21 protein-coding genes and 2 pseudogenes are annotated in these 25,119 nt (G+C 60.7%); 11 read left to right on the plus strand and 12 right to left on the minus strand.

The genetic code is table 11. From position 1 onward, the window contains the following. The first annotated feature begins 596 nt into the window (after window positions 1-596). A complete protein-coding gene (locus tag P3T16_RS14960; protein ID WP_429342861.1) occupies window positions 597-3,149 on the plus strand; it encodes a tetratricopeptide repeat protein in 2,553 nt (850 codons plus the stop codon). Between the two features lie 790 nt (window positions 3,150-3,939). On the opposite strand, the gene P3T16_RS14965 is transcribed toward P3T16_RS14960, so the two are convergent. Together P3T16_RS14965 and P3T16_RS14970 are read right to left on the minus strand one after the other, a co-directional pair. Continuing rightward, window positions 3,940-4,587 carry a DUF4760 domain-containing protein gene (locus P3T16_RS14965; RefSeq protein ID WP_429342862.1) on the minus strand — a complete coding sequence of 216 codons (648 nt, stop codon included), beginning with the start codon at window positions 4,585-4,587 and terminating at the stop codon, window positions 3,940-3,942. A gap of 251 nt (window positions 4,588-4,838) precedes the next feature. After that, window positions 4,839-5,468 (minus strand): hypothetical protein, encoded by a 630-nt coding sequence (locus tag P3T16_RS14970; protein ID WP_429342863.1) that lies wholly within the window; start codon window positions 5,466-5,468, stop codon window positions 4,839-4,841. 516 nt (window positions 5,469-5,984) lie between these two features. On the opposite strand from P3T16_RS14970, the gene P3T16_RS14975 reads away from it, so the two are divergent. Genes P3T16_RS14975 through P3T16_RS14985 form a run of 3 tightly spaced genes read left to right on the plus strand, consistent with a single transcriptional unit; the run spans window position 5,985 to window position 8,414 of the window. After that, a complete protein-coding gene (locus tag P3T16_RS14975) occupies window positions 5,985-7,457 on the plus strand; it encodes a GNAT family N-acetyltransferase (RefSeq protein ID WP_429342864.1) in 1,473 nt (490 codons plus the stop codon). After that, window positions 7,420-7,878 carry an ASCH domain-containing protein gene (locus tag P3T16_RS14980; protein WP_429342865.1) on the plus strand — a complete coding sequence of 153 codons (459 nt, stop codon included), beginning with the start codon at window positions 7,420-7,422 and terminating at the stop codon, window positions 7,876-7,878. Before P3T16_RS14975 ends, P3T16_RS14980 begins: the two co-directional genes overlap by 38 nt. Then, window positions 7,875-8,414 (plus strand): ATP-binding protein, encoded by a 540-nt coding sequence (locus P3T16_RS14985; RefSeq protein ID WP_429342866.1) that lies wholly within the window; start codon window positions 7,875-7,877, stop codon window positions 8,412-8,414. The genes P3T16_RS14980 and P3T16_RS14985 overlap by 4 nt, the downstream gene beginning before the upstream one ends. Before the next feature lie 576 nt (window positions 8,415-8,990). On the opposite strand, the gene P3T16_RS14990 is transcribed toward P3T16_RS14985, so the two are convergent. From P3T16_RS14990 to P3T16_RS15020, 7 genes and pseudogenes are all read right to left on the minus strand, one after another. Then, the gene (locus tag P3T16_RS14990) at window positions 8,991-9,788 is read right to left on the minus strand and encodes an HAD domain-containing protein (RefSeq protein WP_429342867.1); all 798 of its coding nucleotides are present in this window, start codon (window positions 9,786-9,788) and stop codon (window positions 8,991-8,993) included. Between the two features lie 39 nt (window positions 9,789-9,827). After that, a pseudogene (locus P3T16_RS14995) lies at window positions 9,828-10,208 on the minus strand (DUF2130 domain-containing protein); the annotation flags it as partial. A 2-nt stretch (window positions 10,209-10,210) separates the two neighbouring features. After that, window positions 10,211-10,411, minus strand: a pseudogene (locus tag P3T16_RS15000) (ATP-dependent endonuclease); the annotation flags it as partial. A 270-nt stretch (window positions 10,412-10,681) separates the two neighbouring features. Further along, a complete protein-coding gene (locus P3T16_RS15005) occupies window positions 10,682-11,161 on the minus strand; it encodes a hypothetical protein (protein ID WP_429342868.1) in 480 nt (159 codons plus the stop codon). 65 nt (window positions 11,162-11,226) lie between these two features. Then, complete coding sequence (locus tag P3T16_RS15010; RefSeq protein ID WP_429342869.1) at window positions 11,227-11,748, minus strand: hypothetical protein; 522 nt, start codon at window positions 11,746-11,748, stop codon at window positions 11,227-11,229. Between the two features lie 87 nt (window positions 11,749-11,835). Then, window positions 11,836-12,621 (minus strand): metallophosphoesterase, encoded by a 786-nt coding sequence (locus P3T16_RS15015; protein ID WP_429342870.1) that lies wholly within the window; start codon window positions 12,619-12,621, stop codon window positions 11,836-11,838. Between the two features lie 57 nt (window positions 12,622-12,678). After that, window positions 12,679-13,026, minus strand: a complete 348-nt coding sequence (locus P3T16_RS15020) for a hypothetical protein (RefSeq protein WP_429342871.1) — start codon at window positions 13,024-13,026, stop codon at window positions 12,679-12,681. Between the two features lie 247 nt (window positions 13,027-13,273). Here P3T16_RS15020 and P3T16_RS15025 point away from each other — a divergent pair, with 247 nt between their 5' ends. The 7 genes from P3T16_RS15025 to P3T16_RS15055 all read left to right on the plus strand — a co-directional run bounded on the left by P3T16_RS15025 (window position 13,274) and on the right by P3T16_RS15055 (window position 20,783). Beyond that, a complete protein-coding gene (locus P3T16_RS15025) occupies window positions 13,274-13,654 on the plus strand; it encodes a helix-turn-helix domain-containing protein (protein ID WP_429342872.1) in 381 nt (126 codons plus the stop codon). Between the two features lie 437 nt (window positions 13,655-14,091). Then, a complete protein-coding gene (locus P3T16_RS15030; RefSeq protein WP_429342873.1) occupies window positions 14,092-15,069 on the plus strand; it encodes a DNA-binding protein in 978 nt (325 codons plus the stop codon). Then, the gene (locus P3T16_RS15035) at window positions 15,066-16,643 is read left to right on the plus strand and encodes a tyrosine-type recombinase/integrase (RefSeq protein ID WP_429342874.1); all 1,578 of its coding nucleotides are present in this window, start codon (window positions 15,066-15,068) and stop codon (window positions 16,641-16,643) included. The genes P3T16_RS15030 and P3T16_RS15035 overlap by 4 nt, the downstream gene beginning before the upstream one ends. A gap of 231 nt (window positions 16,644-16,874) precedes the next feature. Beyond that, window positions 16,875-17,051: a DUF6538 domain-containing protein gene (locus P3T16_RS15040; RefSeq protein ID WP_429343017.1), complete on the plus strand. Its 177-nt coding sequence runs from the start codon at window positions 16,875-16,877 to the stop codon at window positions 17,049-17,051. 819 nt (window positions 17,052-17,870) lie between these two features. Beyond that, window positions 17,871-18,587, plus strand: coding sequence for a PadR family transcriptional regulator (locus tag P3T16_RS15045; protein ID WP_429255760.1), 717 nt, complete (start codon window positions 17,871-17,873; stop codon window positions 18,585-18,587). A 27-nt stretch (window positions 18,588-18,614) separates the two neighbouring features. Beyond that, window positions 18,615-19,451: a siderophore-interacting protein gene (locus tag P3T16_RS15050; protein WP_429342875.1), complete on the plus strand. Its 837-nt coding sequence runs from the start codon at window positions 18,615-18,617 to the stop codon at window positions 19,449-19,451. A 75-nt stretch (window positions 19,452-19,526) separates the two neighbouring features. After that, window positions 19,527-20,783 (plus strand): MFS transporter, encoded by a 1,257-nt coding sequence (locus P3T16_RS15055; protein WP_429342876.1) that lies wholly within the window; start codon window positions 19,527-19,529, stop codon window positions 20,781-20,783. A 79-nt stretch (window positions 20,784-20,862) separates the two neighbouring features. Here the strand turns inward: P3T16_RS15055 and mmsB are convergent, their stop codons facing one another. From mmsB to P3T16_RS15070, 3 genes are all read right to left on the minus strand, one after another. Then, window positions 20,863-21,756, minus strand: coding sequence for a 3-hydroxyisobutyrate dehydrogenase (gene mmsB, locus P3T16_RS15060; RefSeq protein ID WP_429342877.1), 894 nt, complete (start codon window positions 21,754-21,756; stop codon window positions 20,863-20,865). 26 nt (window positions 21,757-21,782) lie between these two features. Continuing rightward, window positions 21,783-23,318 carry a CoA-acylating methylmalonate-semialdehyde dehydrogenase gene (locus P3T16_RS15065; RefSeq protein WP_429342878.1) on the minus strand — a complete coding sequence of 512 codons (1,536 nt, stop codon included), beginning with the start codon at window positions 23,316-23,318 and terminating at the stop codon, window positions 21,783-21,785. Between the two features lie 107 nt (window positions 23,319-23,425). Beyond that, a complete protein-coding gene (locus tag P3T16_RS15070) occupies window positions 23,426-25,117 on the minus strand; it encodes an AMP-binding protein (protein WP_429342879.1) in 1,692 nt (563 codons plus the stop codon). Between the last annotated feature and the right edge of the window lie 2 nt (window positions 25,118-25,119).

The raw sequence follows: 25,119 nt of genomic DNA on the forward strand, positions 1-25,119 counted from the left end.
TACGTCAAGAATGTATTGTCGAACACGGTTTACTACGCGGCGCTGTTTGATGGCCACCCGCAATCGCTGACGGAGCGGCTTGGCCAAATCGAGCCTCGATGATATCGTCCGCAACGCTGATCCGCGGATCGCTCGGGTGCAGTAAGTGCGGCTGCATACGCGACACTGTATAACGATCCTTCTATCTCTGGATGACCTCTCAACACGGAACCGAGAAGGTGAAGCTGAATTTCGCCAGCCGCGATTTAGCGACACGATACACATACTGAAGTCATGCATGTATGTCATGTCAACGTTCGCCAACGGTTTTTATATCAAACGGGCCACACCCGACTCGCCCTCCTGCCCCGCCCGTGATGCCCGCTGATCGGCCATAGCTGCCGTTGGCGCACCCATCGACCAACGGCGGCTATGGTCAGCGTTGCTGACGCCAGTCCCGCGGGTAGTTTGAACGGCAGAGTTGCCAAAACGCGAAAGGCCGTGCCTACATGAAATTCAGGCGCCGAGTATTTCCCAAGTTATGTCGGAGCGATAGGTAAACTACTCGGCGTCAGATAGCGGTTATGCTATATCGAGTGAAACTCTGTAAGTAAAAAATGGACTGGGAAAAGTGGCGAACGCTGAATCCACGGCGATTTGTGGAAAAACTTGACAAGAAGCTTCGACAAGGCCTGACGAATAACGACCTCATCGGACTATACAACGCGCTCATGGTCAGCGTGCCCGACGATCCGAAATACTACGCAACACTATCCGACCACATCCGCCTATTCTTCCGGCGAAAGAAACTTCCGACACAAGCGGTCCTTTTTGACGAGCTTAGTGCCAGGGCATACTTTTCAGCTGGCGACCCGGAGAAGCTATTTGCCTGCCTGCACGCAATGCTGGACATTAGCGACAGCGCCGAAAGCATCACTGAGGTGCTTGAGATAACAAAAGGCGCGTTAGACGACATAGACGGCATGGGTGCCAGCATTGACCATCGTCCAAAGGTGATGGCTGCCGCCACGTCAATTTATGAACGACTAGATCGAAAGCGCGATATCGCACTCGTTCATATTAAGGCAGCGATGCACTACTCGACGTACGGCGCCGGGGCAGCTGCGTACCGGAGCATCACGGAAGCGGGAGAAATAGCAGAGGAACTGCAAGATATCGACCTTCTCTGCTCGGTTCTCGAAACCATGCAATCTACGGCCGCGGACTTATATGCACACGAGGAAGCAATCAAGATTGCCGATCGAGCGTTTGAACTCTTTGAGTCGAGAGACGAAGCTCCTCCTCCGTCATTTTTGAGCAATTCCGCCGTTGTCCGGATGCGGATCGGCGACTATGAAGGCGCATCTAGGGACCTGCGTATGGCGCTCCAAACATGCCCAGCCGACTCGCCGGCTCGCTACCACTTGACGCTTAATCTTGGAACTTGCCTGCGCAACCTGAACGACCTGCCTAGGGCGGCAGAGATGTTGACCGCGGCGCGAGAATTGATTGGGGACGATACAGGACCAGAAGCTCTGGTCGAGCTCGGCCTCAGCAGCTCGAGGCTGGCCAACTTAATGCCCGAATTTGGTAGCAGCGCTGCGTTTCTCGCCGACGCAGCAAAGGGGCTTGATTCGGCATTAAGACCTGTGCTCCGCTTACACCATCGACGCGGGCTACGTGAACGCTACATTCCCCGATTTGAGACAGCTATGCGAGAACTTCCTTCGGAAGGCGACTCTGATGCGCTCATAGATGTCGTGGCTGCTTTAAGGGGAAACGGGCTGGGGGATTGGCTTTCGGTTCTTGCCTGGAAAGCCTTGCTCAATGAGCGGGAGGACATTCCGCAGGCCCTAAAAGCCGAGATATCAAGAATTGTTGAAGTATTGCGCAACTTCGGCGTTCCGCATCTACATGGATATCGTGAGAAGTACGACGATGCATGGTCGGTCATAAACAAAGGTGCGACGTGGGACGATCTTTCTAGGGTAGTAGCGCAGTTGGCGACATATGAGTCGCCACCGCCACACTTCGCAGCCAGCTTGGCATCCACTTCCGCCTTACTTCGAAAACGCCTCGCGCATGGCGATGTCTTAGTAACCTTGACCTACTCGGGCCCGAACCCGCTGCTTTGGACCTTTTTTGGCAATCGCTATTCCCGCGTAGAGCTGTCATCGACCAACTACATGGAGTGGAAAGTCGCGGAGTTTTCTTATGGATTGAAGGAACTGACGCGGAGCGAATTCGCTCGCAAACTTCAGGATCTTGTGGCTGCATGTAAATTTCATTTGGAGCCAGTGCTTGAGGAGGTGGCGCGTATCAATCCAGGCTCCATACTCTTCCTGCTTGACTTTGGCGGTGCATTCCCCATAACGCCTGTCGTTCAAACTCATCCCCTCCTGCTGACGCGGATGCAATCGGGCGCGCTCGAAGTACGCCTCGTTCCCGCGCTGCATGCAGCCAACGATACAGTTGCCGGACCTTTGCACGGCGTGGCGGCGCTTAGCGACTCTGACGAAGACCTTCTCCTTCCGCCGTTCGAAGGACGCGCATTGGCGGATGCTTCCGGACTTGAGTTGGTGACATCGGATATCTCTGATGAAGACATTGAACTCGCAGAATTCGCAGCCAAGGCGGACGTATTGCTGGTATCTACGCATGGGCTTCCTGTCAGCCTTTACAAAGACCCGATCGTAGCTGCCATGAATGATGGCCACCCAATCAGCGTTGACGGCATGCAGCGGTTTGCGGCAGATCTTCCGCTGAAGCTAGTCCTCCTCAACACATGTCATTCCGCGGTGGGTGGGGCATCAAACTTCTTCAAACAATTTCGGACCAGTGACGCAGTGTCGTACCCCGCACTTTTTCTGCTCAACGGTCAGGCGGTGGCGACCGCCGCTCAGTGGCCTATTACCGATACTGTAAGCTTTGTGTTCACATGCCTAGTCGGCGATGCTCTACGCGAAGGGCTTGCTCCGCCTTATGCGGTCTCCAAAGCGAATGCAACTCTCCGTCGGCTATCAAAGGAACAAGTGCTGAAGTTGCTCGAGCGCATTCCAGACCCCGGAGCGCGAGAAAGGGCAGCGTTGCGCATGACAAATGCCCCTGAGGAAGGAATGTACTCTCACCCATACTTGTCGGCACCGATAGCGCTATTCGGGTTGCTTTGAACCGGTGATAATTGGAGCTTACTCGCGATGCATTTTTCACATGCTAATCCGAATAACTGTAGATGACTCCGTCCAATCGTGTCCCTGATCCGATTTCCGACCCAAACTGCAGACAACCATCCGAGAATGATGAACAGCATGGGGACGGCTTGCGGTTCATAAAGTTTTTGCCACTCGCTCGCATCCAGCCTGGACTGAGACGAGTTCGACTCTGGATGAGCATGCCAGTCTCCTAAATAATCGACGATTCCAGAGCCTTCCTCCCAGCGTGCGAGGGCAATATCCTGATGCGGCCGTTTCGCACGCGTGAAACGGAATCGCGAACGACGATCTCCGGCTTGTGGAAGCGTCGCGTCGATAACGTGCAAATACTCGCCACGTCTGTAACCGAGAAGGATTCCCCAGCTTCGGGAGCCGCCATGTCTCTTTGTCGATGTGGCATGATCATTTGCCGCACCTGTCGTTCAATCAGGATCTTTCCCTCGCCGATTAAACGATTGCTGCCTAAAAACTCTGGCAAGCCGGACATTTCTTTAACGGGAAGAGATCTTGATTTGGAAACTGCGTGAGGTCCGCATTCTCAATGCGGCGCGTCCGGAAGCGAGGTGTCGGACGTCCTCTTAGCCAGTCGATTACGACGTCGGTTGCCAGAGCAGCAGCGGAAAGCGGGCTTGATACAGCGTAGGGGGCAAACGATGCGCATCGCAACATCAGCCCGGCGGGTTTGATAGCGCGTTCGCTCGCATAGACGAGTTGTCGCAGTCGGCCGGCATTTTGTCAGGGCAAGCGCTCACTCGTTACAGTGAGCCTCGGAATCAACGAACGTTCGCAATTCCGCCGGCGTTGGCGCACGAGCGGAACCGCGAGCTGCGCGTTCTTGTGCATTCGTGACCTGCGAGTATAGGTATTCAACGTCAGCCCAAATCGTGCTGTCATTCTCAGCAACGGCAGCGCGGTACTTTGCGGTAAGGTGGTAGTAGTGAAAAAAACACTCGTAAAACTCGTGCCACGCGAACTCTGCATCGACAACCCCTCGACGGACCAATAATCCGAGCTGTTCGAAGTAGTCAATGACGGCATCAATCGAAGGGTGCGATTTACTTTGGTCTTGCTTCAGACTCTCAGCTGCAGTGGCCCTCGCCTTGCGCATCTGTTGACTGTCGAAGTACTCGCTGAGTTTGAGAAGAACGTCGACGCCAAGCGCGATACTGTTTTGCCGGACCTGTGCGCGAAAGCTAAACGCGGCGACAAAGAGGCCAGACACGGCGATCAGCGAACCAACGCACGTACCGAGCGAACCCACCATTGTCCAAAATTGAGTCGGGTCGGACAACATCAATGCCTTAACCGAAAGGTACGAGGCGAGGATGAAGCCGCCTAGCGCGAGGCCAGCGACGAACGACAGAGCGCACGGCAAAAGTGTCTTTTTCGTTTGCATTGATTTCCCCGTGTTTGCACCATACCGCGGCGGCGCGGCTGGAACTGCGTTTCGAACGACTATTGACCTGCTGTCTGCACCGACGCAGGAAGACACATTCGCGGAACTACGTGTCACGAGTGAACGAATTGACGCCAAGTGGCCGGGAAACTAAGCGTCGGTGAAACGATAGAGTTTGGACAGCTCGATTGTTTCACTTCCGTTGAATGTTTCATGGAGCGAGCGACGGGACGTCCCGTTAGGATAGGTCGTCATTCTTGCATGACGTTGTCGTCCCTGTCCTCAAGTAGCGCATCCAGAACCTGATCGAGCCAATCGCGCATGTAGTGCGCCATTGCCCGCGGCGGCACATTCGGGTCGAGCCTTACTGGCTCGGCGGATGCGAGCGGAACGGGATATCGTCCCCGCCATAACACCACTTCGGCCAAATCCCGGCAGATGTTTCGCATCGCGCTCTTGTCGTCTTCGGTGCGGAGAACCGATTGAAACTCCGCTCCAAAGAGTTCTGCTGCCTCGGCTAGGGCTAGCAGGTTGTGACCGTTCGAAATGGAAACGCCTACCGCTCTTAGCTCGGCGTGGGTGGCCTGCCCCGTTCCGTCCATCGCAACCCGAACTTCGATCTTGGATGGGTAGCGTTCGACGACCCGTGCTTTAAGCGCAGTCTCGAGCGCGAGACCATACAGGAGCTTTGTCGTTTCCAAAGCCTCAAGCGCTGCCTCCAAATCCGGCTCTGCGTTATTGTTCCGGGCTTCCGCGACGGCTTCGACGAGTAGCTTGGAGAACTCGTCCCAAAGTAAGTTGGCTGATCGTCGCAATGCGCGGGCGTGCTTTCTCCACGCGCCGGGGTTTCTCGATTTATCGAGGAAAGCGGATGCAAGCAAGACGAACCTCCTGTTGGTTGACAGTGAAGCACGGGAGTACGCCGGCGACATTGTAGAACGCACAGTCAAGCGAAGGGAGCCTGGAAGGGGCGGGTACTCGCCCAATGAATGACTCAAATGCGTTTTGCATGCAAATAGCATAATTTGTAGAGATCGGCGATGAACCGCTATTCGACGAACGCGCGCCAAGGTGCTCGTTCGAGAGTGGCCGTGCCGCTGGATTTCGTCACCCATGCCACCTGATCCAGCGCTTGTCCACTACCGAGGCTTGGCTGGAGGGCGAGCGAGCGCGCTGATTTACGGCGCGTCTACCGCGGCGAGAGTTTCGGTGACGGAGTCGCCCATGCTAGCGAGCCGCACAACTGTGCTAGGGTACCGCCTGTTGATGCCCCGCTCACATCGATCGAGAGCGGCTCTCATGCCTTTCATCGCATCGGGGAGCCATCGCCGGCAGAGGGCACGAAAGGATCGAATTTAATCCGGTTACTCGTTCTAACAAGAAGAAGCTGAGAACTGATGCGCTTCCTGCTCGACACCAACGTACTGATTCCACTTGAGGACTCTGCGTTGCCTCTGCAATCCAATCTGGCGAACTTCGTCAGGCTGGCAAACGCGCACGGCCATTCGCTGGTCTACCACCCGGCATCCGAAGAGGACATTGACGAGGACAGAAATGAAGTGCGCCGTGGACAAACGCTCCAGAGATTGAAGCAGTACTCTCGGCTCGAGCATCGCCCACAGTGTCCGTGGAACGATGCTAGCACTCGGCGAAACGATGCCGTCGATAACGAAATCCTATATGCCCTGTCACTACACGCCGCGGCAGCATTAGTCACCGAGGACCGTGGAATCCACGACAAGGCGAAGGCGCGTGGGCTTGTTGATCGCGTATATACGATCCAAACTGCAGAGGATCTTCTGCTGCGCTTGCACGAGAGCGTCAGCGTCCGCCTGCCAAACATCGATGATGTACCCCTCTACGGTCTCACACCGATCTTGGGAAGTCCGTTTTTCGACAGCTTAAGGGAGGGCTATGCTCCATTCAACCAATGGTTCCAGGATAAGGCCGAGGAAGGGCGGAAAGCTTGGGTTCACTGGCATCGTCCGGGTGAACTCGGTGGCATTTGCATATACGCACGACAGGATAATGAAAGGATTGCCGAGCGGTTCACAATTGAAGGGACGGGCCTCAAACTAGCAACGTTCAAGGTGGGAGAGACCAGCCGAGGCCGTAAGGTAGGTGAACTCTTTCTCAAGGCCGCGTTCCAATACGCGTCGACGAATCGGCTTCAGAACATTTTCATCCACGGAGACGAGGACCGACACTACTTTCTGTTTGAACTGCTCGTCGACTTTGGCTTCGAACATGTCGGCTTCCATCCCGGGAGCAATGGTCGCGACGCCGTCTATCTTAAAAGGCATCCATCAGTCGCGCCAGATGAAGCGCGGCCGCCTTTCGACTATCTGCGCTCTTACTTTCCACACTTCCGCTCGGATGTGACTATCGGCAAATATGTCGTGCCAATCCAACCGCAGTACCACGAGATTTTGTTCCCAGACTTTCAGGGTACATCGAACACTCAGGCGAATTTGTTTGGGCAAGACAATCAGGCCGGAAACGCCATCAAGATGGCATATCTATGTCGCGCACAGACGAAGTCGATCAAGCCCGGTGACATTTTGTTGTTCTATCGCTCCGTGGATGAGCGCGGGCTGACGAGTATCGGAGTCGTGGAGAGTTATGAAACGCTTCACGACCCTGTGTCGATAGTCGCACGCGTAAAGCGCCGGACCGTCTACACGCTTGGCGAAATCGAGGAAATGGCGACAAAGCCAACCAAGGTCATTCTGTTCAGGTTCGTGAGACACCTCCCCCGGACGTTAGGGCTAGACGCACTCTTGAAGAACCACGTGCTCAATGGGCAACCACAGAGCATTACAAAGATCGAACATGAAAAGTTTGAAACCATCATTTCGCTTTGCGGATGACATAGCCCTTATCTCAATTCATCCTGAATATGTCGAGAAAATCATCGCGGGAGAGAAGAACGTCGAGTTCCGTCGGCGCTGGCCAAATCGAGTCATCAGCACTTTGGTCATCTATGCCACTTCGCCGGTGAAGCGCCTTGCCGCTGTTGTCGAGATCACCGAGGTCATAAGGGCTAGCAAGTCTTCCCTATGGCGAATTTCATCGGACGAGGGCGGCGGTATTACTAGACAGCGCCTCTTTGACTACTTGGATGGCAAGACGCTGGGGATAGCATTGAAGCTCGGCAAGCGGTTACCGCTCGACGACGGCCTCTTGCCGCACGAAGTCTTCGGCGCCCCGTTCCATGCTCCCCAATCGTACCGGTATCTGACCGAGGACGAAAAGAACGCATTGCGTCGATGCATGGAGGCAACGAGATGAACGTAGTGTTTGTCGGGGGTGTTCACGGTGTCGGTAAGAGCACGACTTGCGAATGTGTGGCGAGAACACATGGGTATGCACACATTTCCGCAAGCGACCTCATTCGTCGCGAGCGTGCTGACGCGGTCACGGCGAACGGAAAGCTTGTCACCGACGTCGAGGGAAACCAAGATCTATTGATACGTGGCTTTCGACGCTTCTGCGACTCAGGAAGCCGCAGCCGGTGTATCCTTCTAGACGGGCACTTCGTGCTGCGAGATGGTGAGGGCGATATTCAGCGCTTGCCTTTGAGTGTGTTTCGAGCCTTGGCACCCAGCCGCCTAGTTTGCTTAGAGGATGATCCTGTGGCGATCGCCTTACGACTGCAGCAACGTGACCTAAATGAGATGGGGCTCAATCAAGTTTCATCGCTCCAAGATCAAGAGCTCTCACATGCGCGTGATGTCGCGTTAGACCTTCGAGTTCCACTGACGGTGCTGCGCGCATTCGATATTGCTGGTCTCCAGAAACTTCTATCAATGCCGTCGCAGTTGTAACTGCGTTCCTCTGCTTACCCATGCATCCCTCGGTCTGCTCCGTGTGGGTGGAAGACGGCATTCGCCAAAGAGGTTTCGTTGCCGTCAGCGCATCCTTGTGCCGTGCCGATGGCGCAGCGTCGTGTTCGGTCGAGTGTCAACTTTCGGTCCGCGGTGTGAGTTCGCGCTGCAGGAAACCTGCCGACCGGTGGCTCGACGCCTCCACCGTCGGGAATCCGTCACATTGCTGACGTAGAACCCGGCCCGCGTCAATGTCGGCAATGGCCGAAAAGCCCACGGGTCGCTGGCTGGCAGACGACGATGACAGGCAAAGAGCGTCAAGACGTTACGCCGGGAGGATCATGAGCCGATCTGCCCTGCTCTCCACCGTGTTCGACGCCCGTTTGCCGCGATAACGGTTGCATCACCGTGCCGACAATCATGGCGAAGGTTACGAAAGAGCTGCTGGCGAACGGGATTCTCCGGACGATTGATATGTCCATGAGGCGCCTTTGCTGAACCATGTTTGAAGCCCCGTGCCGGTCGACGCTGACAGCCGACACCATGCGGCCTGTGTGACCGTGCTGCATTGCTGCCTCATGACGGGGCGTGGCCCGAGCAAATATCGGCGAGCTTGCCCGCCAGTTGGGACGCGACGGCCTCGTCGCCGAGCCCCATACCAGGCCGGCATTTCACGAGATGCTCTTCGGCGCCATCAAAGCCGTCGTCCCTGTCGTCGAGCGCGACCCAGCGCTGCAAACGGTGACGGGCAACGTAACGCCGCACCTGAATACCTCGCGCCGTTTGTTCCCACACGTGAGCAACCATATGCCTGGAGTGATACGTGGCGCCAACGACCCGGTCACGCAATGACTTTATCGGCAGTCTGTCGCGCGCCCGGTCGAAGCCAAGGACTTCGACCCAGGAGGTGGACAGCACGATCCGAAGCTCCGGGAACGGCGAAAGCAGGTCTTCCAGCAGCGGCGCGAACTGGAACAGGCTCGCATCAGGATCAGATGGCCGGATTCCTCGCCGCGTACGAAACGCGTCGCAGGGATGCAAGACGTTGTCATAGTCCAGGAACAGCACGGGCACCTTTCCCTCCGGGACGGCTGCAATGCCCGCATCAACAGCTGTTGTCGCGGACGCGTCAGGTCTGGCCAGCGCGTTCATCTGATGGCCCAAACCGCACGCTGCGCGAGACCAGACAATGCACTCATTCGCGAAATCATCGGCATATTCTGTGGCGCGCGCCGCAACGGTGCTCCCGCAATGGGCGGCAAGCGCATTGATTCGAGCGTCCAGTGACGGCGCCACCGGGTTATCGCCCAGGACGCTGCGGTGGTGCATTCCGGGTGAGCGATCTGAATCAGCCTGAAGGCGCACGCGGGGCATGCTTCATCGACAGGCCGCATGGTCGGCGTCTACCCACACGAGCCTCACCTCGGCTAGCTTAGAAGCGGCCTGCTTGTCATTCTTCTCTTGCTCCAGTTTGTTCGCGAGCACGTCACGCTCCTTTTACACGGCGCTTAGGGCCTCGGTCACGGCGAGCTTCCGCGCGACCTCACCGGCATCGAGCTTGGACTTCAGTTCCTGGATCTCGGCTTCCTTAGCTGCGGCAGCCTTCTGCAATTCGCTGGTGACCTTAGTCTGGGCGAGTTCGACGGCGTTCCGCTTGTCCTGCTCGGCCAGTTCAAGCCGCTCGTGCAACTGCTTCTCAAACTCCTTGTCGCGAACCTGCTTCAGGATGTCCGCGTACCCGGCCTCGTCGATCTTAAATGCCTTCCCACAGTGCGGGCAGATGATTTCATGCACGACTACTTACCCTCCACCTTGGCCAGGATCTGCATGAGCATCTCTGGCACCGCGCCCTCGGCCTTAAGTGTTGCCGTCCGATATGCGAGTTGATTTTTTGCGAGACTGATACCTGCCGCTGCCTCGACGTTTTTGCAGGCCGCGATCCATTCGGTCCAGTTCGCCGACAGGAACGATTCAAGGTGATCCTGAAAGATCGCTACCTCATCAGCAACGATCCAGGAGCGTTCCTTCGCTCCGAATTCACGGTCGTGCCCGTCCTGGTTTTGGCAGTCCACTGGCAATTGCCTGTCCAATAATTCCGTGCGTCCACGGCGCGCGGACGCCTGGAAAAATTGGACACTGAGCGCCTCGGATAAAAAATCGAAAAGTAGTCTCTTCGTGACAGATCGCCGCACCGTGCACGTCAACGGTGTCTTGCCGCGCTACCCCCATCCAGCGCCCCGCAGCGGGCGATCGCCGGCCCGGACGACTCAGGTACCAACGAACAATGCTGAAAAGGTTGGCGTCGACGTCAACTGCTCAACCTCTTTACTGTCTGGGAATCCGGCCGCGTTCGCGAAATGCAGAAATCCGATCTGCTGGGTATTGCGAAGGCCATCAAACACGATTGAGGGGTTCTGAAAACCGAGCTGGTAGGTGCCGCGCATATTCATGTTTCGCGCAGCGGGCGCGCCCAGGATCGGGGTGTTATTGACGGCGCCGGTCAATTGAACGGGTCGGAGTTCGTTAATGCCGTAGTGGACATCGAACAGTCGGAAATGCTCTGCAGCGAGTTTGTCTACGGGTGCGCCCGTCATATCCGTGACGACAACGGAGATGGCTCCGCCAAAGGTGCCATCGGGAGAAACCGAATACGTCAATACGGCCGCGCTCATCATGTACGGGACAGACCTGCTCTTCACCGGTATCGCAACAGGGTCCAGTGTTCCAGTTCCAACTTTCGTCGCCATGGTTGTATCTCCTCGTCGCGTCCTGGCGGCGCCCCGTGTCGCCAGGTGCGCTCACGAGCAACCGGTCATGAAGGACCCTGTCCGGCGTTGAGCTCGCGCATGGCCAGTTCGATCACCGGCCGCACGCTGAGGTTCGTGTCGACGACAACTTCCGCCGGCGACCTGCCATCCAGTACGTCACGTTCGCGGATCATGAAGGCGTGCAGCACCCACACATTTGTCCCGGCGCTGATGAACAGCCGCAGCACGGCGCCCAAGCGACTGGGCTCAGCGTCAAATTGCCACTTCGGATACCGGCGCTCCTGCGCCTTTTCAGGGTCGGGGAGCGCGTACAGGCCGCCCTCCTCGTGCCGTCGCAATATTGCCGCCGCGTCCAGCCTGGCGTAGTCGCTGGCGCGGACAAGCGTCAGGGTATCGGCGTGCGCGTAAGCATCCTGTGCGAAACGCCTTCCGCGCATACGTGCGCGCGTCAGTGGATCATCCACCAATCCATCCGTGCGGTCTTCGAGCACGCGCAACGAGGCGTCTTTCAGCCGACGCGCGATGCGACCTGATGTGCGCCGTCGTATCGCGAAAACGTTGCCCATCCCGACTCCATTCAATCCAACGTTCGGCGGCCGGCCCGGCCAGAGCCGCGTCCGAAGACGTTGCGCATTGCTGCCAGCTTCGCAGACCTATACCTCGATGACCAGCGCCGGATCAAACGCGGGGTTTTCCCACTTCAGGGCGGCGGGCGTGCCGGCCACGTTCAGGTTGCGCGCGTAGCCTCGCGGGTTCGCGATCACGCGGGCGGCGCCCACACAATAATCGAACGAGTCATGCACATGTCCGTGAATCCACACATCGGCCAGGTCGAGGATATGACGAAGATCGCTCACGAAGCCGGCGTTCACAAGTTCACCCCGGTAGCGCGGGTGCACAGACGCGGGCGCCACACCATGATGGGTCACCACGATGGTCGTCCCGTCAAACGGCGTGACGAGCTGTTCCTGAAGCCAGGCGAACGACATCCGATGTTCGGCGAGGGCATGCTCCGGCAGGAAGAAGCCGCCATCGGCCGCACGGATCACCGTGTGATCGTGCATGAAACGGCGGGCACTCTCCATGCTGCGCGCCTTCGTGCGGTCCAGTTCGTAGTCGGTCCAGAGACAGCAGCCGAGAAAGCGCACATCGCCGATCACCAGCGCGTCACGCTCGAGATACTGGACCTGGGTACCCGCCGCCCGGGCGCGGATCGCGCCCGCCAGTTCGTCGTAGCGCTCGCCGTACGCCTCGTGATTGCCATGCACATAGATGACCGGCACCGGCCAGTCGGCAAACAGTGGCACTGCGTCCTCGCGCGATCCGATGTCGCCCGCCAGCACCAGCACATCGGCGTCCGCCTGGTGCACGGGCAAATAGTCGGGAAACCGCTCTCGCAGCATTTCAAGGTGGAGGTCGGAGGCGATCTGGATCCGCACGACGTATCTCTCCGCAAGTCGGTGGCCACAGCCGCACTGCGCCCGTTGGGGGGCGCGTCAACCGGCGTCACCCGGCCCGTCGAACGTCAGCGCGCACTCGAGCTCAGCCTCGCTCCCGGCGGTGAACTGGAAGCGGGAACAGGGTCTGAATTCGCCCTCGCGGGTCCGGTACCAGAACCACGCCGGACGGCCTGCGGGGCCGCGCTCGCGCCAGATCCCGGTGACCTGGCAAAGACCCGCCGGGCGGCCGTCCGCCGCACTGTCCAGCACGTACACCGAAAAGGCCAGCGGGGCGAGCTTGGGCGCAATCTCGAGCAGCGCTTCCGGGCCGCCCACCAGCCATCCGTCCGGCAGATGTTTGCCGGCCTGCTGCCCGCGCGCGGCGACCACCCAGAAATTCAGCATCTCACTGGTCCATCCGACACACCGCCACGCCTGATAGGGCTCAACAAGGCATCGTCTCACCGGATGGGACTCGGCCCAGGTGGTATCGGTCACTAGCATCGGAGGTTCCTCGCGATCGTGGTTCAACGCCTCGATGACTGCACCCTTACTCAACATGGCGTGTTGACTATCAACATATCATGATGTTACGCGAACCACCAGGTCCGGCCACGATTCATGTTGATAAACAACATGAGGTGTTGACCCGGTGGCGTTACCCCCAGAACAGAAGATCGCGTTGCAACTCGGCCGGGCGCTCGCCCGGGAGCGCACCGGTACCGGGCAGACCCAGGAACAGGTCGCGGAAATCCTCGGCGTCAACACGGAGACGATCAGCCGGATTGAGCGCGGCGCCACGCTGCCGACGCTGCCCCGCCTGCTCGCGCTGGCGGACCTGTACGACGTGCCCGTGGAACAGCTGTTTCGCCGCAGCTCGTCGCGCGTGCCCGACGTCGGGGCGGAGCTGGCCGATCTGCTTGGCCGCCTGAGCGACGCAGACCGGATCTGGGTCGGGCAGTGGCTGACGGAGCTGTGCCAGCGCCTCGCCGACCGCGCGCCGGAGCGTGCGGCTCGCCGGCGTGCCCGCTGAGCGGTCCGCAGCGCCGTATCGGCCCGGTATCTCTGCCAGCACGCGCCCCACGGCCCACCCACGGTCGGCCGCCCCGACCCGGGCGCATCGCCCTGATTGCCCTGCCTAAGCTGCTTGCCCCGGTTACACGCCGTATCGTTCGCTGGGCGGGACGGTTCGATCGCCGGGCCGGTGGCGGGCACGTCAGTCGCCCCCGCACCGTCAGAATGGCCGCCGCGCCGACGCACTGGATGCCGGATTTCACAGGAAGGCAGCCCGGCGCCGGTTGGCCGCGATAAGGCGGTTTATCGCGGCCAGCCCCTGCATTCCCGGCGCAAAAACGGTTTTCTGGCGTCAGGCCTGTGCGTAATCTAGACTGGAAATTCCCGCCTGCGCCCGCCCTGAACCCGCCTGTCCTATCTCGGGTGCGCTGGCGTTGCCGCCGCTGGAGTCCTGCCATGGCCCGCCCCGCCGCCGTCTCCCCCGACCAGATCCGCACCACCGTGCTCGCGATGCTCGCCGAGGCGGAGGTCAATTCCGACCACCCGCCGCCCACGCCTGAGCGCTTCCGCAAGGTGGTCTCAGTCCGCAAACTGCGCGCGCGACTCGGCGCCGGCGACCCGACGATGCTGTCGCGCGTGCTGAACACAATCGAAGCCGAGGTGGTACACGCCGGTCTCGCGCAGGTCGCGATTCCCGGGCTGCCCGATCCGATCGCCGAACAGATGCGCGCGCTGTGGCAGGCGGCCGTGGCCGTCCAGCTCGATGATGTGGCGCGCCTCAGGGATGAAGCGACGAAGGCCGCGGAAGCCTCGGACGCCTCGCGGCGGGACGCCGATCTGCGGACCGAGATGCTGAGGGTCGAACTCGCTGAACTGCGGGCGCAGCTGAGCGCACGCGACGGCGATCTGGCCAACCTGCGCGCGGACTGCCGCAGCCTGACCGAGCGGGCGGAGACGCTCAGGGCTTCTGCAGCAGGCCTGCAGGCGGAACTGGACACTGTCACCTCAACGCTCGCCCAGACCAGACAAATGCATGCAGACGAGTTCGCCGCGGTTCACGCCCGCTACGAAGGCCTGTCCCGGCAGTTGCTGCAGGAAACGGAACACCAGCGGCATGCGCTGCAGGCCGAGCGCGAGCGCCTGTCCGGCCAGATCGCGCAGGCCCAGGAGCGGGTGGCCGCACTTGAGGGGTTACGTGACCGGTTGCTGACCGAACTCGCCGGCGAGCGCGACGCCCACCAGCGCGCCGCCGCCGAAGCGGCCGCCCTGACGACGGTCGTCGCCGAACAACGCGCGCTGCTGCAGACGATGCAGGAAGGGGCGCGCCGGCTGGTCAGCGCCACTCCGGGTCGACACCGGAGGACCCCGGCCGCTTCGACCCCGACGGCGACGCCCTCCCCGGATGGCGCGTCAGCGCGGAGAAAGGCGCGATGAACCCGGCCCACTGGATCGATACCGCCGCGTCGCCACCGCAACCGCTGCCGGATTCCATTGAGGCGGCGCTCGACTACCTCGTCGGTGCGACCGGCCACCCGGTCTACATGCACTGGACGCTGTCGCGGCTGAAGCGCGGCTGTCCGTCACTCGCGGACGCGAAACGCGAGCACCCCACCGTGTTCGCGCTGCTGCTCGAGCACGATGCCGCCGTCGAGTACTGGGATCGCGGGCGCCTGCGGATTGTCGCGGCGGACGATGCGCCCCCACCCGAGACCATCCTCGAACGGGTGTTGCACCAGCACCGGCGACGCTTCCACGAGGTCGCCGACGCAGACACCCTGCTCCCCGCGAACGACGCAGCGGCACCCGCCGCAACCGGCGTCTGGTTAATGACACTCGAACCGCCGCACACTGGCGCCCCCAATGTCACTTGTGCTGCCAGCACCACTGGCGGATGGCTCGCGCGGGCCGGCCGTTTCGTCAATCCCTCGATGGTCACGAACACGCTGGGCGTGACGGACGACGCCCAGGCGGTGATCCTCTTCCTGCGCGATCGCGCGGGCCGTTCGCCGCACACGCGGCGCGCGTACCTCGCTGACCTGCGGCGCCTGATCACCTGGTGCGAGCGCGAGCGGCTCGGGCCGCTGTCGGACCTGACGCGGCACGACCTGCTCGCGTACCGCCGCGCCCTCGAACTCCAACCCGGTCACGGTCCGGTCATCGGCGAAGAGACGCCCCCCGGCACCCGTCAACGTGCCCGTCACGGTCATCCAGTTACCCCTCGCGAGCGGTCCGCGGCGGTACCGTCCCGCGCACTCGCGGTGGTCTCGAGCCTGTTCCGCTACTGGCTCAAAACCGGCTACCTGACCGCGAATCCGGCCGCCGATCTGTCCGGCGGCGGTGCCGCACGCGCGGCCTGGACACCGACCCGCATCATGCCGGCCAGCGTGGTCGCGCTGTGCGACGCGGTCGTCGCGGACCTTGTACCGACCGGCCTCACCCCGCCCGTCTGGACACGTCGCTACGCAATCTGGTCGCTGTACCGGTATGCGGGTGTGCGGCTCGCGGAACTGGTGTGGTCCGACTCCACAGGGTTACCGCGGCTTGATGTCGACGCCGACGGCAACTGGACGCTGCACGTGCACGGCAAGGGCAATAAGCTGCGGGCCATTCCGCTCCCCTCCGTCTGCGTGCCGCCGCTGCGCGCATACCGGCTCGCCCGCGGGCTAACGCCCGAGCCGGGTGCCTTCGAACGGCTGCCGGTCATTCACAGCGAGAAGCGCGATGCGCTCGGCGCGAGCGGCCTCTATGACGAGGTCAAGGCGGTCTTCCGTGCGGCGGAAGCACTCGTCGCAGCCGGCGACGGCGTAACGCTCGCCCTGCTGCGCGCAGCATCGACGCACTGGCTCCGGCACGGCTACGCACACACGCTGGTGGTCGACCACGCGGTGCCGCTGCCGGTCGCGCAGCAGTTACTTGGGCACGCGTCTGTGCAGACGACCGCGGCGTACGCGAAGAGCGATCTCGCGCAGGCGCGTGCGTTTGTGGAGGGGAGTTTTCCGGCATCATAATCCGCAGGTCCGGCGTTCGAATCCCTGATTCGTCACCAGTTGTAGGAAAGGCCGCTGTTCCGCAAGGACCAGCGGCCTTTTGCTTTCCGAAGCCTTGATTTATAAGGCTTTCACGACTGCTGGGGCTAAATATTTTCGCCTGTCGACCGTAACAATGGAGCGTACCAATCCGCGTACGAATCAGTCCACTAACGGTCACCACTGGGCGAAGGCAAAGAGATGTCACAGTACATGTACAAACGGCCCGACAGCGAAAACTGGCAGTTCCGCCGTCCCGTCCCGCTGCACCTTCAGGAATCTATCGGCAAGCCCTTCATCACTGAATCTTTGCGTACGCCCACCCGATGCCTAAAAGGATGCACTACCTTCGCAGCTCGACTCCATCTTACTACACAATACCTAGTATGAAATGTCATTTTTTTACAACCTATAGTTGAGCCCCAATTCTAAAAACCGGACGGCAACCTCCAGTTCCGATAATTCGTAGAAAGCGAACAAAGTTCGACTCACAGGCCCTCACCGATGCTCCGGGTTAAGGCGCTGATTGAGCGCCCGCAAGTCAGCAATCAGCACTGGCGGTTGGACCAGCTGCATCTCCTCGCTATCCACGGTCCACAGCACGCGGAAGCTACACCCCCGCCGTTTCGACTGCTCGAAACCTTCCGTCGACTTCGGCCAAGGGCATCCGCGTCACTCGGCGCCGGGTTGAAAGCAGAACCGGTGTTGGCTGCAACTGAACTGATAGCTACCTGCGCCTACGCCGCGCGCGAGACAGAATGAGTGCCCTTAGGGCGCTCCTAACAATTTTGCCGGGGACAGCTGTGCAACCGGGTTTCGGCGAGGCGATGCGTCGCTCAATGAAACTGCTGGCAACGGAATGGCCAAAGGAATACCCGGGCGGCGCACTGGAGTGGCTGCTTGTCGAGCGATGTTTGAAAACGGATGGGGTCTCGGGCGCGGCCGAGGCTCGCGAATAAGCCCTCTACTCTTCGGCACGAAGAGTTCCATGCAGGCTATCAAATACAGCTATCGATAGACAAGATGGCGTCGAACTTGTGCATTGCAAAACAGATTTTTCCGAACCTGCGGACTTTGTTGTTTCCGAAAGGCGTTTTCAGCGTTGCCGCAGACTTTGTTGTGCCCCGATACTTTCTCAAATTTGAGCTTGACACTCTATCTTTCGATATATATCTTACGATATGTTTTACGACAAACGGAGTGTCGACCATGCGTCATCACCACCCGCATCATCACGATCATTCGTCCTGGCACGACCGCTGGGCCTACGCTGAGCGCTTTTCACTGTCTTCGCTTCACTCGCTGTGGCATGCGATCGGGCGTCACCCTCACCGGCGCGGCGGCGGGCCGTTCGGTGGCGGTCCTTTTGGCGGCGGCCCCGGTGGCTTCAGCGGCGAAGGCGATGGGTTTCCGCGCGGCCGCCGGTTCACGTCCGAGGACCTGCAGCTGCTTCTGCTCGCGCTGCTCGCCGAACGGCCGAGCCACGGCTACGAACTCATTCGCGCGCTCGACGCGCGCTCGAACGGTTTCTACTCGCCGAGCCCGGGCATGGTGTATCCGGCGCTGACGTATCTCGAAGAAGTCGGGCACGTCACGGTCGAAGTCGAAGGCAACCGCAAGCGTTACGCGCTTTCGGAAAGCGGTCAGCAGTACCTCGCGGCCAATCGCGAGCGCGTCGATCTGATGCTCGCGAAGCTCATCCATATCGGGCGCAAGATGGATTCGGTGCGCCGCGCGTTCGCCGGCGAAGAACCGGCTGATCCGAGCGAAGGCGGCTGGGTGCCTGAACTGATCGAAGCGCGTCGGGCGCTGAAAAACGCGCTGGTTCTGCGCACCAGTGCATCGCCTGACGAGCAGCGTCGCATCGCCGCGATCCTCGCGCGCGCCACGGCCGAGATCGAAGGCAAAACCGGCGATGCGCCCTGAACCCCTCGTTTATCTGGAGAACACCGCATGCTGAATACGCGTTCTGATCTGGCGGTGGTGCGCGTGCGCCATCCGCTGAAATTCCGTCTGCTTCAGGTGTCGCGCGTCGAACCCCTGACGCCGCATCTGGTGCGCGTTACGCTGACCGGCGACGATCTGCGCGACTTTACGTCTGCTTCGTTCGACGATCACATCAAGGTGTTTTTCCCCGCCCCCGGCGAAGACAAACCCGTGCTGCCGGTCGCGGGTCCGGACGGCCCGGTGTTCGCCGAAGGCCAGCCGCGCCCGGTCGCGCGGGATTACACGCCGCGGCGCTTTGATCGTGAAACGGGCGAACTCGTCATCGATTTCGTGATTCACGCGGTAGGGCCGGCTTCTACGTGGGCCGCAGAGGCACGCGTCGGGCAGTATCTCGGCGTCGGCGGCCCGCGCGGTTCGTTCGTCATCCCGCAAGGGTACGACTGGCATCTGCTGATCGGCGATGAAACGGCGTTGCCCGCCATCAGCCGTCGTCTGGAAGAACTGCCGGCCGGCACGCGCGTCGCGGCCGTGCTCGAAGTGCGCGATCCGTCGGCGCGCATCGAGTTCAATACAAAGGCCGATCTGTACGCGGTCTGGTGTTATCAGAACGAGCAGGCCGGGCAGGCCGAAAGCAGCGCGAACGAAAGCGGTCTGTTGAAAGCCGTGCGCGAAACGTTCCTGCCGGAAGGCGACGGTTACGTCTGGGCAGCCGGCGAATCCGCGACGATTCGCGCGGTGCGCCAGTACCTCACCGCTGAGTGCGGCATCGAAAAATCGCGTATCCGTGCGGCCAGTTACTGGAAGCGCGGCGCGGCAGCCGTGCACGAATCGATCGACGATTAATGTGTCCAGCCACTCTCAGGAAAGACACGATGGCGACGTCCGTCGCTATCGAAAAGAACATCCAGGATGCTATCGATGTACGCCTTGAATCCGACCCGTGAACGCAATCTGCTGTGGCTTCTGGCGTTGACGCAGTTCACCGTCATCATGGACTTCATGGTGATGATGCCACTCGGCCCGCAGATCATGCATGCGTTCACCATCACGCCAGCCGCATTCGCGACTGCCGTATCGGCGTATTCGTGGTGTTCGGGATTGTCCGGCCTGTTCGCCGCGACGTATATCGATCGCTTCGACCGGCGTCGTCTGTTGCTGGCTGTCTATGCGCTGTTCGCGCTGTCGAATATGGGGTGTGCACTGGCCGGCAGCTTTTCGCTGCTGCTGGTCGCGCGTGCCTTTGCGGGTCTGACGGGCGGCGTGCTGGGCTCCGTGATCATGGCCATCGTCACCGACGTGATCCCGCCCGCGCGACGCGGCGCTGCGACCGGCACGATCATGACCGCGTTCTCGCTGGCCGCGATCGCCGGCGTACCCGCAGGCGTGATGCTCGGTGCGCACTTCAGCTGGGCCGCGCCGTTTGTGCTGCTGGTCGCGCTGTCGCTCGCGATCTGGTTTGCGTGCATGCGCATCGTGCCTTCGCTCTCCGAACATCTGGCGCGTCAGGCGCCACCGCTGAAAGAAGTGCTGCCCGATCTCGGCCGGCTGCTCGTTTTTCCGCGACACCTGAACGCCTTCGCGCTGACGTTCGTCATGATGGTCTCGCAGATGCTCGTGATCCCGTTTATTTCGCCGATGCTGGTCGCGAACCACGGCGTCGAGCCTCAGCAGCTGTCGTGGATCTATATGGCGGGCGGCGCGGCGACGTTCTTCACGTCGCGGGCAATCGGCCGCTTCGCGGACCGTTATGGCCGACGCCGGGTATTTCGAATTTTTGCCGTGCTCTCTGTGCTGCCCGTGCTGTTCGTGACGCATCTGCCAGCGATGCCATTCCTGCTAGTTGTGCTCTTCTTCCCTTTCTTCATGGTTGCGGTATCGGGCCGCATGATACCGATGCAGGCACTGATGACGACCGTTCCCGCGCCCGGGCATCGCGGCGCATTTCTCAGCGCCAACAGCGCCGTGCTGGCGCTCGGCACGGGCTGCGGTGCATGGCTTGGCGGATTGATGCTGTCGGTCACGCCGGCGGGGCATATCGATGGTTACGGCATGAACGGCTGGGTGGCGGTCGCGCTCGTGCTGGTGGCGCTTGTGTGGATCAACCGTGTGAAAGCCGCGGACGAGCCGGCTTCGACTCTGGATCTGGGCAGCGCGGAGGTGCCAGCGAGCCGGTAGAAAGCGCGCAGGCGCAGCGGGACGCCTGCTGAGATCATCGATCAATGCACCGGTGCAACGTGCCAGCCGACGCCCTTCGTCACGCGTCCTTGTCCTGACGATAAAGCTTGATCACCGCCGAGAAGTCGAGCCGGCCCGCGCCTTTCGTACTCATCGTCTGATACAGCTGTTGCGCGAGCGCGCCGAGATAGACGGGCTGGCGCGCGAACTTCGCGGCATCGGTGGCAAGGCCCAGGTCTTTCAGCATCAGGTCCGTGCCGAAGCCGCCCGTATAGCCGCGCGATGAAGGCGCCGTTTCGATCACGCCAGGAAACGGGTTATACGTGTCTGAACTCCAGCAGCGCCCCGTCGACGTATTGATGATGCCGCCCAGCACGTTCGGGTCGATGCCTAGCGCAACGCCTAGCGACATTGCTTCCGCCACGCCAGCCATCGTGATACCAAGCAGGAGGTTATTACAGATCTTCGCGACCTGCCCCGTGCCCGTATCGCCGCAATGGACGATGTTTTTCCCCATCGCCAGGAGTACCGGTTTCACCTGCTCATACGCCACGACGCTGCCGCCGACCATGAACGTCAGCGTGCCCGCTGCCGCGCCGCCCGTGCCGCCCGACACGGGTGCATCGACGAACGTGTTGCCGTGCTTCGCGGCAAGCTCAGCGCACGTCTTGACGGTCGCCGGATCGATCGTGCTCGAATCGATGATCGTCACGCCTTTCGTGATGCCGGCGAGCACGCCGTCTTCGGCGGTGAGTACGCTCTGCACATGGGCCGCGGCAGGCAGCATCGTCACCACGCATTCGACGTCAGTCACGGCTGCTTTCGCCGAACCGGCCGCCTTCGCGCCTGCGTCGACCAGCGTCTGCACGGCCTGCGCGTTCAGGTCGAATACGTTGACCGTATGCCCCGCCTTCAGCAGATTGAGCGCCATCGGCGCGCCCATATTGCCGAGTCCGATAAAACCGATTTTCATGGTGCTGTCTCCGGAAAGATCGTGGTTTAGCGCAGGCTGATCGTCGTGTTGACGCCATCGTTCACGGTCGCGTCATCGAACCAGCGCGCGGTAACGGTTTTCGTCTGCGTGTAGAACTGCACCACCTGTTTGCCGTAAGGGCCGAGATCGCCAAGCTTCGAGCCGCGTGAACCTGTGAAGCTAAACGAAGGCACGGGCACTGGAATCGGAATGTTGATACCGACCTGGCCAATATCGATGTCGCTCTGGAACTTGCGCGCCGCCGCGCCGCTCTGCGTGAAGAGACCCACGCCGTTGCCAAACGGATTGCGGTTGACGAGTTGGATCGCTTCATCGAGCGTCGCCACACTCAGGACGACCAGCACGGGTCCAAAGATTTCGGTGCGGTAGATTTCCATGTCGGTTGTGACGTCGGTGAAGATCGTCGGGCCGATAAAGTTGCCGTCCTCGTAGCCGGGCACCTCAATGCCGCGGCCGTCGAGCGCCAGCGTCGCGCCCTCCTTCACACCTGCTTCGATCAACCCGAGAATGCGCTGCTTCGCTGCGCGCGAGACGACCGGACCGATATCCGTGTTCGCTTCGCTGCCTGCGTTGACCTTCAGCGTCTTCGCTTTTTCTACGAGATCCGGCAACCATTGCTGTGACGCGCCCACCAGCACGACAGCCGACGTCGCCATGCAACGCTGCCCCGCCGCGCCAAACCCTGCGCCAGCCAGTGCGTTGAGGGTCTGCTCGCGGTTCGCGTCGGGCAACACGACTGCGTGATTCTTCGCGCCCATCATCGACTGGACGCGCTTGCCATGCTCGCTGCCGAGGCGATACACATGCGTGCCGACGGCTGTCGAGCCGACGAACGAAATCGCCTTGACCAGCTCATGCGTACACAGCGCATCGACGACTTCCTTGCCACCATGCACGACGTTCAGCACGCCCTTCGGCACACCGGCTTCGAGTGCGAGTTCGACGAGTTCCATCGTCGACATCGGATCCTGTTCGGAAGGCTTCAGCACAAACGTATTGCCGCAGACGATCGCCATCGGAAACATCCACAGCGGAATCATCGCCGGAAAGTTGAACGGCGTGATACCCGCGCAGACGCCGACCGGTTGACGCAGCGTATACGTATCGACGCTGCCCGCGACATTCTCCGCGAATTCGCCCTGCTGCAAGGTGCCGATCGAACATGCATGCTCGACGACTTCGAGACCGCGGAAGATATCGCCTTCGGCATCGGGAATCGTCTTGCCCTGCTCTCTGCTCAACGTCTTCGCGATGCGCGGCATATGCTCGCGAATCAGCGCCTGATACTTCAACATGATGCGCATGCGCGCGCCGATCGGCGTGTTCTTCCACGTCTTGAACGCGTCATGCGCTGCGCGGATCGCCGCGTCGACTTCATCGGCAGTCGCAAACGGCACGCGTGCGAGCACGTCCTGCGTCGCCGGGTTGACGATGTCGCGCCATTCGCTGGATTTCGATTCGACGAATTCGCCGTTGATCAGCAGTTTGACAGTGGCCACGTTTGCCGGTTTGCTGGCGATGGTCGAAGAAATTGCGCTCATGCTGGATCTCCTGTGCGATGGCTGCAAACGCAGCCGGACAGCAATGCAAAAAATGACGGGCGGCGGTCAAGCCGCGAAAAGTATCCTGTTTAGCGGGCTAAACGTGTCTAGCGCAGATCGGGAAAATCCTCTTCCCAGTATTCGTCGGGTAGACGCGCGGGTTCGGCCTCGCGCTCCAGCTCGCGACGCCGCAGTTCAACGCGGCGGATCTTGCCCGAGATGGTCTTCGGCAATTCGCTGAACTGGAGCCGGCGAATCCGTTTGTATGGCGCGAGTTTTTCGCGTGAGAACGCGAACACGGCGCGCGCCAGTTCGGGGCCAGCTTCGTAGCCCTGACGCACGGTTACGAACGCCTTCGGCACCGACAGTCGCAGCGCATCGGCACTCGGCACGACCGCCGCTTCGGCAATCGCCTCGTGTTCGATCAGTACGCTTTCCAGCTCGAAAGGGCTCAGCCGGTAATCGGAGGACTTGAACACGTCATCCGCGCGGCCGACATAGACGTAGTAGCCATCGTCGCGCCGCATCGCGACATCGGACGTGTGATAGAAACCGTTGCGCATCGCCTGCGCGGTGGCCTTTTCGTTGTTCGCGTAGCCGGTCATCAGGCCGAGCGGACGTTGTGCGAGCGGCAATGCGATTTCGCCTTCGGTAGCGGGCTGATCGTCTGCATCGACGAGTTCGATCCGGTAGCCCGGCAGTGGTCTTCCCATTGACCCCGGCACGACCGGTTGACCCGGCGAGTTGCCGATCTGGCAGGTCGATTCCGTCTGACCGAATCCATCGCGAATCGTCACGCCCCACGCGTGACGCACCCGCTCGATGACCTCGGGATTGAGCGGCTCGCCCGCGCCGACAATCTCGCGCAGCTTCACGGGATACGACGCAAGCGGCTCCTGCACGAGCATGCGCCAGACAGTCGGCGGTGCGCATAGCGTCGTGACGTTGAAACGCACCAGTGCATCGAGCGCTTCCTTCGGCACGAAGCGCGGATTGTTGAAAATGAACACGCAGGCCTGCGCAGTCCAGGGCGCAAAGAAGCAGCTCCACGCGTGCTTCGCCCAGCCCGGCGAACTGATGTTCCAGTGAATGTCGCCCGGTTGCAGGCCGATCCAGTACATCGTCGACAGATGGCCTACCGGGTAGCTCTGATGCGTATGCTCGACGAGCTTCGGCTTCGACGTCGTGCCGGAGGTGAAATAGAGGAGCATCGGATCGCTGGCGTGTGTCGGGCCATCGGGCTCGAATGACGGCGACGCATCATAGGCAGCGCCGAGATCGATCCAGCCTTCGCGCGGCGTGCCGACAGAAATGCGCTTGACACCCGCATCGATGGTGTCGAATTTGGCAAGCTCGCCGCTATCGACCACCACGTACCGCGCGCCGCCGATCTGCACGCGATCGCGCACGTCATCGGGCGATAGCTGCGTGGCAGCGGGCAGGACGATCGCGCCGAGCTTCATCGCCGCGAGCATCACGTCCCAGAGTTCGATGCGATTCGGCAGCATCAGCAACAGACGGTCGCCGCGCCCAACGCCGATGCCACGCAGAAAGTTCGCCATCCGCGCCGAGCGCTCCGACATCTGCGCATACGAGTAACGCGTGCCCTCGCTCCCCGCGCCATCGACGATCATCAGCGCCGGGTTGTCGTTCCCACGCGCGATCAAGTCGAAATAGTCGAGCGCCCAGTTGAACTCGCCGAGCACGGGCCACGCGAACTCGCGATACGCGCTGTCATAGTCCGTGCGATGGCGAAACAACAGGTCGCGCGCCGCCAGAAAGCTTTTCGCTGCAGTCATCG

It is taken from the genome of Paraburkholderia sp. GAS42, assembly GCF_050436565.1.
In the GTDB taxonomy this organism is placed as follows: Bacteria; Pseudomonadota; Gammaproteobacteria; order Burkholderiales; family Burkholderiaceae; genus Paraburkholderia.